The sequence below is a fragment of the Pseudoxanthomonas sp. SGT-18 genome (assembly GCF_003931645.1).
GTDB lineage: Bacteria > Pseudomonadota > Gammaproteobacteria > Xanthomonadales > Xanthomonadaceae > Pseudoxanthomonas.
The window spans coordinates 156,109-170,402 of the sequence record NZ_RRYJ01000006.1; the positions used below are offsets into that span (position 1 = coordinate 156,109).

Genomic DNA, 14,294 nt, shown 5'->3' on the forward strand with positions numbered 1-14,294 from the left:
GGCGGCTCAGCCGGCCTTCCGGGCATACCGGCTCTCGACGTACTCGTCGATCAGGGCCACGAACTCGGCGGCGATGTTCTCGCCCTTGAGCGTGACCTTCTTTTCCCCGTCCACGAACACCGGCGCCGAGGGCGCCTCGCCGGTGCCCGGCAGGGAGATGCCGATGTCGGCATGGCGCGACTCGCCCGGGCCGTTGACCACGCAGCCCATCACCGCCAGGGTCAGGTTCTCGGCGCCGGGGTGGGACACGCGCCATTCCGGCATCTTCGCCCGCACGTGTTCCTGCACGGTCTTGGCCAGCTCCTGGAAGAAGGTGCTGGTGGTGCGGCCGCAGCCCGGGCAGGCGGTGACCATCGGGGTGAAGGCGCGCTGGCCGGTGGTCTGCAGCAGCTCCTGCGCCACCACCACTTCCTGGGTGCGCGGCTGGCCCGGCTCCGGCGTCAGCGAGATGCGGATGGTGTCGCCGATGCCTTCCTGCAGCAGCACCGCCAGCGCCGCGGCGGAGGCCACGATGCCCTTGCTGCCGATGCCGGCCTCGGTCAGGCCCAGGTGCAGGGCGTAGTCGCAACGCGCAGCCAGGTCGCGGTACACCGCGATCAGCTCCTGCACGCCGCTGACCTTGCAGCTGAGCACGATGCGCTCGGCCGGCAGGCCCAGCTCCACCGCGCGGTCGGCCGAATCCACCGCCGAGCGGATCAGCGCCTCGCGCAGCACCCGGCCGGCGTCCCAGGGTTCGGCGCGCTGGCTGTTCTCGTCCATCAGCCGCGCGGCCAGGGCCTGGTCCAGCGAGCCCCAGTTGGCGCCGATGCGCACCGGCTTGCCGTACTCGATCGCCTTCTCGATGATCGCGGCGAACTGGGTGTCCTTCTTCTTGCCGAAGCCGACGTTGCCCGGGTTGATCCGGTACTTGGCCAGCGCCTCGGCGCAGGCCGGCTCGGCGGCCAGCAGCTGGTGGCCGTTGTAGTGGAAGTCGCCGATCAGGGGCACGTCGATGCCCATCATCAGCAGCTTCTCGCGGATCCGCGGGATCGCCGCGGCCGCCTCCGGGGTGTTGACCGTCAGCCGCACCAGCTCCGAGCCGGCGCGCCACAGTTCGGCCACCTGCTTGACCGAGGACGCCACGTCCGCGGTGTCGGTATTGGTCATGGACTGGACGACCACCGGGGCACCGCCGCCGACCGGCACGCCGCCGATGTTGACCTGGCGGGTGGGACGGCGCGGCCAGGGTCCGATGGAAGCCGGCGGCGTGGGCTGGGTGACGGCATCGTGCTGCATGTGCGCATTCTAGTCGCCCGCGGCCGAACATGGCCGAACCGGCGCATTCCGGCCGGCGGCCGACGCGGCCTTGCCACCGACCGCGGCATACTCGTCGCACCCGGCCCGCGCGCCCAGGACACCGCCATGCTCAAGCCCAGCTACCCGCTCTACGTCGCCAACGCCGCCGAAACGCCCAATACCGACCTGGAAGTCCGCGACAAGTACAGCGGGGAGGTCGCCACCCGGGTGGCCATGGCCGACGCGGCCACGGTGGAGCGGGCGATCGCCGCGGCGGTGGAGGCCGCCCCGGCCATGGCCGCCCTGCCCCCGTTCCGCCGCCAGGCGGTGCTGGAGCATTGCATCGCCCGCTTCCGCGAGCGCGCCGAGGAGCTGGCCCTGGCCCTGTGCATCGAGGCCGGAAAGCCGATCAAGGACGCCCGCGGCGAGGTCACCCGCCTGATCGACACCTTCCGCATCGCCGCCGAGGAGGCGGTGCGGATCGAGGGCCAGACCGTGAACCTAGAGATCTCCGAGCGCGGCCGCGGCTACCGCGGGATCTGGAAGCGGGTGCCGATCGGGCCGTGCAGCTTCATCACCCCGTTCAACTTCCCGCTCAACCTGGTGGCGCACAAGGTGGCCCCGGCGATCGCCGCCGGCTGCCCGTTCGTGCTCAAGCCGGCCGGCAAGACCCCGGTGGGCGCACTGATCATCGCCGAGATCCTGGCCGAGACCGACCTGCCCAGGGGCGCATTCTCGGTGTTCGCCTGCGACAACGAGGTGGCCGCGCCGCTGGTCGAGGACGACCGGATCAAGCTGCTGTCCTTCACCGGCGGCCTCATCGGCTGGGACTTCAAGGCCCGCGCCGGGCGCAAGAAGGTCACCCTGGAGCTGGGCGGCAACGCCGCCTGCATCGTCGACGCCGACCAGGGCGGGTGCCTGGACCACGTGGTCGAGCGCCTGGCCTTCGGCGCCTACTACCAGTCCGGGCAGAGCTGCATCAGCGTGCAGCGGATCCTGGCCCACGCCGACGTCTACGACGCGCTGAAGGACAAGCTGGCGGCGAAGATCGCCACTTTCGTCGCCGGCGACCCGAAGGACGAGAAGACCTTCATCGGCCCGATGATCGACGAGGACGCGGCGCGCCGACTGGAAGGCTGGATCGAGTCGGCGCGCAAGGCCGGGGCGAAGGTCGTCGTCGGTGGCGGCCGCAAGGGCAACATGCTCGAGGCGACCCTGCTGGAGGACGTGCCGGCGCATTGCGAGCTGCAGCGCCAGGAGGCGTTCGGCCCGGTGGCGCTGCTGCAGCGCTTCGAGGATTTCGATTCGGCCCTGGAGACGGCCAACGATTCGGACTTCGGCCTGCAGGCCGGCGTGTTCACCGACAGCCTGGACCACGCCATGCGCGCCTGGGACCGGCTGCAGGTCGGCGGCGTGGTGGTCGGCGACGTGCCCAGCTTCCGCATGGACAACATGCCCTACGGCGGGGTGAAGGATTCCGGCTTCGGCCGCGAGGGCGTCAAGTACGCCATCGAGGACATGAGCGAGATCCGGCTGCTGGTGATCCGCAGCTGAGCCGCCGCGCTCAGCGCACCCGGCAGGCCGAGGGCCGGCCCAGCAGGTAGCCCTGCCCGGCGCTGCAGCCCAGCTCCAGCAGGGTGGCGCGCTGGGCCTCGGTCTCGATGCCCTCGCCCACCGTCTCCATGCCCAGGCTGTGCGACAGCGCCAGGATCGCGCGCACCAGGGCCAGGCTTTCCTCGCGCCCGCCCTCGGCGTCCAGGCCGGCGACGAAGCTGCGGTCGATCTTCAGCCCCAGGATCGGGAACCGGTGCAGGTACGACAGCGCGGAGAAACCGGTGCCAAAATCGTCCAGCAAGGCGCCCACGCCGCGCGCGCGCAGGCTGTCGGGCATGCGCCGGATGCGCGGCGCGTCGTCCATCAGCGCCACCTCGGTGATCTCCAGGCGCAGCCGCGCCGGGTCGGCGCCGGCGCCGTCCAGCAGGCCCAGCAGGCGGCGGGCGAAACCCGGCGAACGGAAGTGGCGCGGCGAGACGTTGACCGAGATGTAGCCGCTGCCGCCGCGCGCCAGCTCCTCGATCACCTGCTCGTACAGCAGCCAGTCGACCTGCTCGATCAGCCCGCTCTCCTCGCCCAGGGCGATGAACGCCGCCGGCGACAGCAGGCCGCGCTTCTCGTGGCGCCAGCGCAGCAGGGCCTCGTGGCCGACCACCGCGCCATCCTCCAGGCGCACGATCGGCTGGTAGTACGGGATGAACTCGCGGCGCTGGATCGCCCGGCGCAGGTCCGCCTCCAGGTCCAGGCTGCGCACGGCCTGCTCGCGCATGGCCTCGTCGAACATGGCGTAGCGGTCGCGGCCCTCGTTCTTGGCCCGGTACATGGCCGCGTCGGCGTCGCGCAGGAGCTCCTCGCCGCTGCGGTAGCGCGGGTGCCACAGGGCGATGCCCATGCTGGCCGAGGGGAACAGTTCGCGGCTGGCGACCCATAGTGGCTGGCCGATCACGCCCAGCAGCCGGCGCGCCAGCTCGCGCACCTCATCGTGCCCGTCCGGGCAGGCGGCCAGCACCGCGAACTCGTCCCCGCCCAGGCGCGCGACCACGTCGCCGGGGCGCATGGCCGACACCAGCCGCCGCGCCACCTCCACCAGCAACTCGTCGCCTGCGGCGTGGCCGATGCTGTCGTTGACCACCTTGAACCGGTCCAGGTCAAGGAACAGCACGGCGAAGGCGTGCCCGGCGCCATCGCCGGCGCGCCGCAGCGCGGCGCCCAGCGAATCCAGCAGGCAGGCGCGGTTGGGCAGCCCGGTCAGGGCGTCGTGCAGGGCCTGGTGGGTGAGCCGCTGCTCGGCGCGCAGGCGCTCGCCGATCTGCGCCAGCAGCTGCTCGTTGGCCCGCTCCAGCTCGCTGGTGCGCTCGGCCACGCGCCGCTCCAGGTCCGCATGGGCCAGGCGCAGCCGTTCCTGCGCCGCCTGCCGGGCCAGGCCGGTGCCGATGTTGTGGGCCACGAACGAGAGCAGGCGTTCGTCGTCGCTGCTGAAGCTGATCTTCGGGTCGTAGCTCTGCACCGCGATCACGCCCACCACCTCGCCGTCGCGGCGCAGCGGCACGCCCAGCCAGCTGCTGGCCCGCACCGGGCCGGGGTCGTGCACCTCGCCGGCGGCGATCAGGCGGTCGATGTCCGCGCGGTGCGCCAGCAGGGTCGTGCCGGTGCGCATCACGTACTCGGTCAGGCCCTTGCCCGTACGCCGCGGCGGGCGGTGGTCGCCGCCCTGGTCCACCGAGTACACGAACTCGATGGACTGCTGGTCCTCGCTCAGCAGGGCGATGTAGAAGTTGCGCGCGTAGATCAGCTCGTCCACCGCGGCGTGGACCTTGGCGTAGTACTGCTCCAGGCTCTCGGAGCTCATCGCCATCTCGGCGATGCGGAACAGCGCGTGCTGCAGCCGCTCGGCGCGCTGGCGCTCGAGCACCTCCTCCTGCAGCTCGCGGTTGGCCCGTTCCAGTTCCAGGGTGCGCTCCAGCACCCGGCGCTCCAGTTCCACCTGGGCCTGGCGCCGGTCCAGCATGGTCTGCACGTGCTGGGCGACGAAGCCCAGCAGCGTGCGGTCCTCCTCGCTGTAGCAACCGGCGCGGTCGTAGCTCTGCACCACGATCGCGCCGCATACGCGCTCGCCGCGGCGCAGCGGCACGCCCAGCCAGTCCAGGCTGTCCGAGCCATGGCGCCGGCTGCGCTGCGGCAGGCCCAGGGCGCGGCGGATCCCGGCCGAGGGCCCGCGCAGGGCGCGGCCGTGGCGCAGCAGGGCCAGGGTGAGGCTGTCGGCCATCTCCTGCACCGGCCACTCGCGGCCGCCGTCCGCCAATTGCGGGTCGCGGTCGTCGGCGTAATAGAGGAAGCGCAGGCTGCCGCGCCGCTCGTCGTACTCGACGATGTAGCAACTGGGCGCGTACATCAGCGTGCCGATGATGCCGTGCAGGCGCGCCAGCACTTCCTGCATCTCGACCTCGCCGCCGGCCAGGTCGGCGATCTCGTACAGCGCCTGCTGCAGCCGCCGCGACTGTTCCAGTTCCTGCACCCGGGCCTGCAGCCGGCGCTCGTGCAGCTCCGCTTCCAGCAGGGTGCGCGCCGCCGCGCACCAGGCCTGCCGGCGCGCCGGTTCCAGCGTGTCCGGACACCCGGCCAGCGCGGCCAGCCGGGCCTCGCCCTCGTCCCAGGCCGCGCCCAGGACCCCGTCGGGCACCGGGCCGCCGTCCAGCACCTGCTGCAGCCGCGCCCAGGCCTCACCGTCGCTGGCACCGGCGCAGGTGGCCAGGCCCGCGGCCTGCCAGCCCAGGGCCATCCACCCTGCCTCCGGCAGCAGGGACGCAAGCACGGCCCAGGTCCGCCCGGGCCCATCGGGCACGGCGGCACCGGCGACCGGTGCCGCACCCTCAAGGCCACTGCAATGGATCATCTGTCCTGGATCGAGCTTGCCGGCAACGGCGGGCGCCAGCATAACGGTCCGCCCCCGCCGATTTCTCGACCCCAACGCACTGTTCTGTGCGTTGTATCCAACATGAGCACGTGCCCCGCCGCCGCCGCCCTGCCCCTGCCCGCCGCGGTGCCGCTTGCGTCCGGCGCCGGGCGCGCTAGGGTGCCGCACATGGAGCAGGCGGTGGACCCACCCGGAGACGAGATCCTGATGCAGGCCTGGGCCGCGGGCGACGTTGCCGCGTTCGAGGCGCTGTACGCGCGCCACCGCCTGCCGCTGTTCCGCTTCCTGCTGGGCCAGCTGCATGACCGCGCCCTGGCCGAGGAGCTGTTCCAGGACGTGTGGCAGCGGGTGGTGGCCGCACGCGACGGCTGGCGCCCGGACGCGCCGTTCGCGGCCTGGCTGTACCGCATCGCCCACAACCGACTGGCCGACCACTGGCGCGCGCTGAAGCACCGGCCGCCGGCGCCGGCCGACGCCGACGAGCGCACCACCGCGCTGGCGGACCCGGACGACCCGGAGCGGCACGCCAGCCGTTCGCAGCAGGCCGCGCGCCTGTACCGGGCGCTGGACGAGCTGCCGGCCGAGCAGCGCGAGGCGCTGCTGCTGCGCCTGCATGGCGAACTGCCGCTGGAGGAGATCGGCCGCATCACCGGGGTCGGCCGGGAGACGGTGAAGTCGCGGCTGCGCTATGCCATGGACCGCCTGCGCGGGAGGCTGCAAGCATGAGCCGGCACGCCCCCCTGACCCCGGAGGAACTGGAACTGCGGCGCCAGCTCGAGGCGGCTGCCGGCCCGGGGCCGTCGCCGCAACTGGATGCACGCATCCTCGCCGCGGCGCGCCAGGCCGCGGCACCCCCTGCGCACCCGGCAACCGCCACGGCGCCGGTGGCCCGCGGCTGGCGGCGTGCGCGGCGGCGGCGCTGGATTGCTCCGCTGGGGCTGGCGGCATCGCTGGTGCTGGCGTTCGGCGTGGCCTGGCAGTTGCGCGAACCGCCGGTGCCCGGCCAGGCGTTGCCGGCGGCAGCGCCGGCGGCTGCCGACCGCTCTGCACCAGCCGCGGCGCAGGCCGTGCATGCACCGGCAGCAGAGGAGGCGGCGCCGGCCGCGGATGCGGGTGCCGCGGATTCCGCCGCCACCCCGGCGGTGCAGCGCCCCGCCGCCGCGGTCGCGCGCAAGCTGCCGCCGCCGCCACCGGACGACGCTGCCGTGGCGATGCCGCGCGCGCCCTTGCCGGCCGCTCCGGCGCCGGTCGCGGCAATGGCGGAACCGGCGCCCGCGGCCTCGCCAGCTGCCGAGGTGGCCGCGGCCGCGGAAGCCACGCGTGCGGCGCAGGACATGGCCCGCGCCCGCCAGGCGCAGGGGGCCGCGCGCCGCGCTGCCGAACGTTCCCGCCAGGAGGCCAGTGCAATGCGCCCTGCGCCTGCGATGGCGCCGCGGCAGGCGATCGCCGCCCCGCCACCGCCTCCGGCATCGGCGCCGGTATCCGCGGCCGCGATCGAGGACGGGCCACCGCCGGTGGCCATGGCCCTGGCCGATCCGCAGGAATGGCTGCAGTGGATCCGCGGGCTGCAGGCCGACGGCGACATCGAAGGCGCACGCGCGAGCCTGCAATGGTTCGTGCGCGAGCACCCGCAACTGGAAGTGCCCGAGGACCTGCGGCCGTTGCTCGAACAGGCGCCGTGAGTGCGACCGGCGCGTGCACACGCGCCGGTTAGAATGGCGGCGATGACCGATACCCTCGCCGCGCCCGCCAGCCACCTGCTCGAGGTCAAGCACAGCCGGTTCCTGGCCAATGCCGCGCCCGTGGCCACCCCGGAGCAGGCACTGGAGTTCGTGGCCTCCGCGTCCCACGCCGATGCCACCCACAACTGCTGGGCCTACCGCATCGGCCAGGACTACCGATCCAGCGACGACGGCGAACCGGCCGGGACCGCCGGCCGCCCGATCCTGGCCGCGATCGACGGCCAGGGCTACGACCGCGTGGCGGTGGTGGTGACCCGCTGGTTCGGCGGGATCAAGCTCGGCGCCGGCGGCCTGGTCCGCGCCTACGGCGGCGCGGCGGCCGAGTGCCTGCGCCTGGCCAGGCGCGAGCCGCTGGTGGAAATGGTCGAGCTGGAACTGGAGTGCCCGTTCGATGCGCTGGGCACGGTCCATGCCGCACTGGCGGCGCACGCGGCCGAAAAGACCTCCGAGGCCTTCGTGGCCGACGGCGCGCGCCTGGGCCTGCGCCTGCCGGCAACCCAGGCCGAGCCCCTGCGCGCGCGCCTGCGCGACGCCACCCGCGACCGCGTGCGCGTCGCCATTCCCGGAAGCAACCCGTGAGCGAAAAGACCCCAAAGGATGGCAGCCGCCTGCAACGGATCGGCAGCCTGCGCACGCTGTGGCCATTCGTGGCCCGCCACCGCGGCCTGTTCGCGGCCTGGCTGGCGGCGCTGGCGCTGTCCTCCAGCGCCACCCTGAGCCTGCCGGTGGCGGTGCGCTACATGATCGACCGCGGCTTCGGCGGCGGCGCCATGATCAACCAGGCCTTCGCCGTGCTGTTCGCGGTGGCCGTGGTGCTGGCGCTGGCCACCGCCGCGCGCTTCTTCTTCGTGTCCCTGCTGGGCGAGAAGGTGGTGGCCGACCTGCGCGAGCGGCTGTACGCGCACCTGGTCGGGCTGGACCCGGCCTTCCACGACCGCAGCCGCAGCGGCGAGCTGGTCTCGCGCCTGTCCGCCGACGCCGAGCTGCTGCGCAGCGTGATCGGCACCACCATGTCGGTGGCCCTGCGCAGCAGCGTCACCGTGGTCGGCAGCCTGGTCATGCTGTTCGTCACCAGCCCGCGGCTGGCGGCCTACTCGCTGGTGGGCATCCCGCTGTCGGTGCTGCCGATCGTGCTCGGCGCACGCCGGCTGGAGAAGGCCTCCCGCGCCAGCCAGGACCGGGTCGCCGACGCCAACGCCCTGGCCGCCGAGAGCCTGGGTGCGGTGCGCACGGTCCAGGCCTACGCGCGCGAGCCCTACGAACGCGCCCGCTTCGGCGAGGCGCTGCGGGTCGCGGTGGCCACCGCGCGGCGGCGCATCGCCGCGCAGTCGCTGGTGACCGCGGTGGCCATCGTCCTGGTGTTCGGCGCGATCGTGCTGGTGCTGTGGTCCGGTGCGCACGACGTGGTCGCCGGCACCATGAGCGCCGGCACCCTGGGCCAGTTCGTGCTGTACGCGCTGATCGGCGGCGGCTCGGTCGGCGCCCTGGCCGAGGTATGGAACGAGCTGCAGCGCGCGGCCGGCGGCATGGGCCGCATTTCCGAGCTGCTCAACGAACAGCCGGCGATCGCCGCGCCGGCGCAGCCGCGCCCGCTGCCGCGGCCGGTGCGCGGCGCGATCCGCTTCGAGGGCGTGCGCTTCCACTATCCGGAACGGGCCGACGCCCCGGCGCTGGATGGCTTCGACCTGGAAGTGCACCCGGGCGAGACCGTGGCCCTGGTCGGCCCCTCGGGCGCCGGCAAGAGCACGGTGCTGTCGCTGCTGCTGCGCTTCCACGACCCGCAGTCCGGGCGCGTGCTGCTGGATGGCATCGACCTGCGCGAACTCGACCCGGCCGACCTGCGCGCGCAGGTGGCACTGGTGGCGCAGCAGCCGGTGCTGTTCGCCGCCAGCGCGATGGACAACATCCGCTACGGCCGGCTGGAGGCCAGCGACGAGGAAGTGCGCGCGGCGGCGGCGGCGGCCGAGGCCGACGGCTTCATCTCCGCCCTGCCCCGCGGCTATGCCAGCGAGCTGGGCGAGCGCGGCGCGCGCCTGTCCGGCGGCCAGCAGCAGCGCGTGGCCATCGCCCGCGCCCTGCTCAAGGACGCGCCGGTGCTGCTGCTGGACGAGGCCACCAGCGCGCTGGACGCGCAGAGCGAGCGCGCGGTGCAGCATGCGCTGGAGAACCTGATGCGCGGCCGCACCACCCTGGTGGTCGCCCACCGCCTGGCCACCGTGCTGCGCGCCGACCGCATCGTGGTCATGGACCAGGGCCGGATCGTGGCCGAGGGCACCCACGAGCAGCTGCTGGCCCAGGGCGGGCTGTACGCCGAGCTGGCGAAGCTGCAGTTCCTGGACTGAGCCGCGGGCACTACGGCAGCGCCCGTTCCATCACCGCGGCGAAGTCGATGCCGGGCGGCAGCGTGCCCATGGCCAGGCCGTGGGCGCCGTCCAGGCGGCTGCGCACGAAGGCCCCGGCGACCGGACTGCCCGCCGCGTGCAGGGCCGCTCCCTGCAGCACCAGGGCGATGCGCTCGACCAGGTGGCGCGCCCGGATCTCCAGTTCCTCGCGCGGCTGCGCGAGCAGGCCGGCGATGGCCGCGGCCTGGCGGGCGAGCACCGGGTCCATGCTCGCGGCCCGTTCCAGCGCGGCCCGCAGCGCCTGCGCCGCCTGTGGCTCGCGCGCCAGCGCGCGCAGCACGTCCAGGCACTGGATGTTGCCGCTGCCTTCCCAGATCGAGTTCAGCGGTGCCTGCCGGTACAGCCGCGGCAGCACCGATTCCTCCACGTAGCCGGCACCGCCCAGGCATTCCTGGGCCTCGTTGACCAGCGTTGGCGCGCGCCGGCACAGCCAGTACTTGCCGAGCGCGGTGGCCACGCGGGCGTAGGCCGCGGCCTGCGGATCGCCCGGCCCCGCGTCCACCGCGGCGGCCACGTCCAGCGCGAACACGGTGGCCGCCTCCGATTCGATCGCCAGGTCGGCCAGCACGTTGGCCATCAGCGGATGCCCGGCCAGCACCCGGCCGAAGGCCATCCGGTGGCGGGCGTGGTGCAGCGCATTGGCCATCGCCCAGCGCACCTGCGCCGCGGCGGCGAGCATGCAGTCCAGCCGGGTCAGCATCACCATCGGGATGATCGTGGCCACGCCGCGCCCGGGCTCGCCCACCGGCCAGGCCAGGGCGTCGCAGAACTCCACTTCGGAAGAAGCATTGGACCAGTCGCCCAGCTTGTCCTTCAGCCGCATCAGCCGGAACGCGTTCTTCGACCCGTCCGGCAGCCGCCGCGGCAGCAGGAAGCAGCCCAGCCCGTCGGGGGTCTGCGCCAGCACCAGGAAGCCGTCGGACATCGGCGCGGAGAAGAACCACTTGTGCCCGACCAGTTGCCAGGCATCGCCGCCTGGCAGCGGGGTGGCGGTGGTGGCATTGCCGCGCACGTCCGAGCCGCCCTGCTTCTCGGTCATGCCCATGCCCAGGGTGAGCCCGGCTTTTTCCGCCATCGGCAGGTCGCGCGGGTCGTAGGCCGGCGTCGCCGCGCCGCGCGCCCATGCCTCCAGCGCCGGCGCCTGGCGCAGCACCGGTACCGCGGCGTGGGTCATGGTCAGCGGACAGCTGGTGCCGGCCTCGGCCTGGTGGTGCAGATAGGCCAGCGCCGCGCGCGCCACGTGGGCGCCGGGCACCGGTTCGTGCCAGGACAGGCCGACCACGCCGTGCGCCTTGGCCAGCTCCATCAGCCGGTGGTAGGCCGGGGGGAACTCGACCAGGTCGATCCGCCGCCCCTGGGCATCATGGGTGCGCAGGCGCGGGCGGTCGCGGTTGGCGTCGAAGCCGAGGCGGTACAGCTCGTCGCCGGCCAGCGCGCCATAGGCCTGCAGGCGCGGGACGAACGCGCCCGCGCCACCGCGCGACACCGCCTCGCGCAGGGCCAGGTCGTCGCCCCACAGGTCGCGCGGCACCAGCGGCGGCGGCTGGTTCGCGACGGCGTGGGTCTCGAAACGGTTCGGCTGCATGCGCTCCTCCTGCCACCGGGATGGCCGGCCGCGCCGCCGCGCGGTCAGCCGAACTCGAAGTTCATCTCAGGCCCCGCCGGGGCCACGAACCCGCCGGATACATAGTCCACGCCCAGCGTGAACAGCTGGCTCATGGTGGGCGCGTCGCCGACCTGCTCGGCCAGGGTCGCCATCCCGTCGGCCTGGGCGCGGGAGGTGATCTCGCGCACCTTCTCCAGTGCATCGCCGCCCTTGCCCAGGTCGTCGGTCAGGCCCGGGTCGATCTTGAGGAAGGCCGGGCGGAAGTGCGCCAGCAGCTGGAAGGAATCCAGGCCGGAGCCGAACTGCTCCAGGCCCATGCGGCAGCCCAGCGAGGACACCGCCGACAGGAACTGCTGGGCGTCGCGCAGGTGGGTGAACACCTTGGCCTCGGATGCCTCCAGCCACAGGCGGTCGCCGGACACGCCGTTCATCGCCAGCTCGGTGCGGATCAGGGTGGCCATGGCGTCGCCGGCGAACGAGTCCGGGCACAGCCGCACCAGGATGCGGGTGTTGCGGCCGGCGCGGTCGCGCTCGGCCAGGGTGGCGATCGCCTTGCGCACCACCCAGCGGTCGATCTCGCCCAGCAGGCCGTGCTCCTCGGCGATGGCGGCGAAGGCCGAGGGCCGCACCAGCTCGCCGTTGACCTCGATCCGCAGGTGCGCCTCGTACAGCTCGCCGTTGTCGCCCTGCAGGCCCAGCACCGGCAGGTAGTGCAGGACGAAGCCGTCGCCGGCCAGGGCCTCGCGCAGGCGCTCGACCCAGCGCGCGATGCGTTCCTCCTCGGCGCGGTCTGCCGCGCCCGGGTCGAATACCTGGACGCTGTTGCCACCCATTTCCACCGCCGCGTGCAGGCAGTGGTTCGCCTTGGACAGGATCTGCGGCACGCTGGCGATCTTCTCGCCCACCTGCACGCCGCCGATGCTGGCGGTCACCGCCACCGAGCGGGTGCCGACGCTGACCACGTGGGTGGCGATGGCGTCGCGCAGCGCCTCGGCCACGTTGCGGGTGCTGGCGTGGTTGCCCTCCACCAGCACGGCGAAGCTGTCCTCGCCGAAGCGCGCCACCGGCACCTCCGGTGGCAGCGCGCTGCGCACGCGCTCGGCCAGGGCGGCGATGAAGGCGTCGGCGGCGTCCAGGCCGATGTCCGGCAGCAGCCGCGCGTAATGGTCCGGCTCCAGCAGCAGGAAGCCGTACTGGCCGCCGTCGCGGCCCACCCGCGCCACCGCATCCTCCAGCATGCGCATGAAGGTGGGGCGGTTGAGCAGGCCGGTGACCTGGTCGCGCTGGCGCAGTTCCTCGACCTCGCGCGCCAGCTCCGGGTCCAGCTCCTCGCGGCGGCGGAACACCACCTGGATGCAGGGCTCGCCCTCGTAGGTGGCGGTGGCGAACTCCATCTTCGCCGGGAAGGTGCTGCCGTCGAGGTGGCGCGCCTCCATCAGGTATTCGGCCGGCGGCGGCTCGCCGCGCGACAGCGCCTTGAGCAGCTGCTTGAAGGCATCGATGTGCTGCGCCGCGACCAGGTCCAGCAGCGACATGCCTTCCACCTCCTCGAACGACTCGAACCCGAACATCTCCAGGTAGGCGTCGTTGGCGCGGATGTGCATGCCCTCGTGGATGTAGGCCACCGGGTCGCGCGAGGAGGCGATCAGCGCGTCGCAGCGGCGCTCGGTCTCGCGCAGCTGCGCCTCCAGCCGGCGCAGGCCGCGGCGCGCCTCCAGGTCGGACCATTCGCGGCGCACCGTGGCCAGCAGGTGCTCGGGGCGGTGGCGCAGCACCAGGGCGCGCACGCCGTTGCCGAGGCAGGCCAGCACCGCGGCGTCGTCGATCCGGTCGACCAGGGCCAGCAGCGGCAGGTCCTTGCCACTGGCGCCCACCTGCGCGCAGACCTGCTCCAGCGGCATGGCCGTGGAATTGCTGGCCAGCACCAGGTCCACCGGCTGCCCGGCGACCATCTGCGCCAGCTCGGCCGGGTCCTGGGGCCGCAGCGGCCGCACCGCGATGCCGCCGTTGCGCAGGGCGGTCACGACCGCCTCCGCATCCTCCACGCGATCGTCGACGATGAGCAGGCGGATCGTGCTGTCTTTCTGCATGCGGCGGTCCCGGGTCCAGGAGGAAGGGCAGCCGGTTTAATACACGAACCAGGCACGGAGCGTCCATGAACCGCGACAATGCCGCCGCCGCGGACAGCGGCCGGGCGCCGCTGGCATCATGTCGCCCCCTCAGCAAGGAGTCCGGCCGCCATGGGCGTGGAGATCGAGCGCAAGTTCCTGCTGGCCGGCGACGGCTGGCGCCGGTCGGTGGAACGCACCCAGGCCATGGCCCAGGGCTACCTCAACGACCTGGACGTGCTGTCCGGCGGCATCCAGAAGGCCTCGATCCGGGTCCGGATCGAGGGCGAGGCGGCCTTCCTCAACATCAAGTCGGCCCAGTCCGGGCCGAGCCGGCTGGAGTTCGACTACCCGGTCCCGGTGGAGGACGCGCGCCAGCTGCTGGAGCTGTGCGTCGGCGGCCTGGTGCGCAAGCAGCGGCACTACGTGCGCCACGGCGGCCACCTGTGGGAGATCGACGAGTTCGAGGGCGAGAACGCCGGCCTGGTGGTGGCCGAGATCGAACTGGACGCGGTGGACGAGGCGTTCCAGCGCCCGGACTGGCTGGGCGCCGAGGTCACCGAGCTGCAGCGCTACTACAACCTGGCCCTGGCCGACCGCCCCTACAGCCAATGGAGCGAGGCCGAGCGCGCCGGCCCGGCCGCCGGCTGAGCCCTGCCGCGCCGCGATCGCGGCCTCCGCCCCGCATCTGCG

At 73.4% G+C, this 14,294-nt stretch carries 10 protein-coding genes; 6 read left to right on the forward strand and 4 right to left on the reverse strand.

The window, feature by feature from the left end; all coding sequences use genetic code 11:
- Positions 1-6: 6 nt before the first annotated feature.
- Complete coding sequence (gene ispG / locus EIM47_RS10050; RefSeq protein WP_125076809.1) at positions 7-1,275, reverse strand: flavodoxin-dependent (E)-4-hydroxy-3-methylbut-2-enyl-diphosphate synthase; 1,269 nt, start codon at positions 1,273-1,275, stop codon at positions 7-9.
- 126 nt (positions 1,276-1,401) lie between these two features.
- Here ispG and EIM47_RS10055 point away from each other — a divergent pair, with 126 nt between their 5' ends.
- Positions 1,402-2,829: an aldehyde dehydrogenase family protein gene (locus EIM47_RS10055; protein WP_125076810.1), complete on the forward strand. Its 1,428-nt coding sequence runs from the start codon at positions 1,402-1,404 to the stop codon at positions 2,827-2,829.
- Positions 2,830-2,839: 10 nt separating this feature from the next.
- Here the strand turns inward: EIM47_RS10055 and EIM47_RS10060 are convergent, their stop codons facing one another.
- On the reverse strand, positions 2,840-5,608 hold the full coding sequence (locus tag EIM47_RS10060) for an EAL domain-containing protein (RefSeq protein WP_125076849.1): 2,769 nt from the start codon (positions 5,606-5,608) through the stop codon (positions 2,840-2,842).
- Between the two features lie 303 nt (positions 5,609-5,911).
- On the opposite strand from EIM47_RS10060, the gene EIM47_RS10065 reads away from it, so the two are divergent.
- From EIM47_RS10065 to EIM47_RS10080, 4 genes are read left to right on the forward strand one after another with little or no spacing between them, the layout of a single operon-like run.
- Positions 5,912-6,469: an RNA polymerase sigma factor gene (locus EIM47_RS10065; protein ID WP_019400004.1), complete on the forward strand. Its 558-nt coding sequence runs from the start codon at positions 5,912-5,914 to the stop codon at positions 6,467-6,469.
- Positions 6,466-7,425 (forward strand): hypothetical protein, encoded by a 960-nt coding sequence (locus EIM47_RS10070; protein WP_125076811.1) that lies wholly within the window; start codon positions 6,466-6,468, stop codon positions 7,423-7,425. Before EIM47_RS10065 ends, EIM47_RS10070 begins: the two co-directional genes overlap by 4 nt.
- A 33-nt stretch (positions 7,426-7,458) precedes the next feature.
- Complete coding sequence (locus EIM47_RS10075) at positions 7,459-8,064, forward strand: YigZ family protein (protein ID WP_125076812.1); 606 nt, start codon at positions 7,459-7,461, stop codon at positions 8,062-8,064.
- Entirely contained in the window at positions 8,061-9,827 is a 1,767-nt protein-coding gene (locus EIM47_RS10080; protein ID WP_019399358.1) for an ABC transporter transmembrane domain-containing protein, read from the forward strand. The genes EIM47_RS10075 and EIM47_RS10080 overlap by 4 nt, the downstream gene beginning before the upstream one ends.
- A 10-nt stretch (positions 9,828-9,837) precedes the next feature.
- Here EIM47_RS10080 and EIM47_RS10085 read toward each other — a convergent pair whose 3' ends face one another.
- Both EIM47_RS10085 and EIM47_RS10090 read right to left on the reverse strand, forming a co-directional pair.
- Positions 9,838-11,472, reverse strand: coding sequence for an acyl-CoA dehydrogenase family protein (locus tag EIM47_RS10085; protein ID WP_125076813.1), 1,635 nt, complete (start codon positions 11,470-11,472; stop codon positions 9,838-9,840).
- A gap of 44 nt (positions 11,473-11,516) precedes the next feature.
- The gene (locus EIM47_RS10090; RefSeq protein WP_019399360.1) at positions 11,517-13,583 is read right to left on the reverse strand and encodes an EAL domain-containing protein; all 2,067 of its coding nucleotides are present in this window, start codon (positions 13,581-13,583) and stop codon (positions 11,517-11,519) included.
- Between the two features lie 150 nt (positions 13,584-13,733).
- Here EIM47_RS10090 and EIM47_RS10095 point away from each other — a divergent pair, with 150 nt between their 5' ends.
- Positions 13,734-14,252: a CYTH domain-containing protein gene (locus tag EIM47_RS10095; protein ID WP_019399361.1), complete on the forward strand. Its 519-nt coding sequence runs from the start codon at positions 13,734-13,736 to the stop codon at positions 14,250-14,252.
- Positions 14,253-14,294 lie beyond the last annotated feature (42 nt).

Bases quoted from the DNA above. Each gene is read 5' to 3' on its own strand.
- EIM47_RS10055 (WP_125076810.1), top strand. From the start codon at position 1,402: ATGCTCAAGCCCAGCTACCCGCTCTACGTCGCCAACGCCGCCGAAACG.
- EIM47_RS10070 (WP_125076811.1), top strand. From the start codon at position 6,466: ATGAGCCGGCACGCCCCCCTGACCCCGGAGGAACTGGAACTGCGGCGC.
- EIM47_RS10060 (WP_125076849.1), bottom strand. From the start codon at position 5,608: ATGGCCCTGGGCTGGCAGGCCGCGGGCCTGGCCACCTGCGCCGGTGCC.
- EIM47_RS10065 (WP_019400004.1), top strand. From the start codon at position 5,912: ATGGAGCAGGCGGTGGACCCACCCGGAGACGAGATCCTGATGCAGGCC.
- EIM47_RS10090 (WP_019399360.1), bottom strand. From the start codon at position 13,583: ATGCAGAAAGACAGCACGATCCGCCTGCTCATCGTCGACGATCGCGTG.
- EIM47_RS10085 (WP_125076813.1), bottom strand. From the start codon at position 11,472: ATGCAGCCGAACCGTTTCGAGACCCACGCCGTCGCGAACCAGCCGCCG.
- ispG (WP_125076809.1), bottom strand. From the start codon at position 1,275: ATGCAGCACGATGCCGTCACCCAGCCCACGCCGCCGGCTTCCATCGGA.
- EIM47_RS10075 (WP_125076812.1), top strand. From the start codon at position 7,459: ATGGCGGCGATGACCGATACCCTCGCCGCGCCCGCCAGCCACCTGCTC.
- EIM47_RS10095 (WP_019399361.1), top strand. From the start codon at position 13,734: ATGGGCGTGGAGATCGAGCGCAAGTTCCTGCTGGCCGGCGACGGCTGG.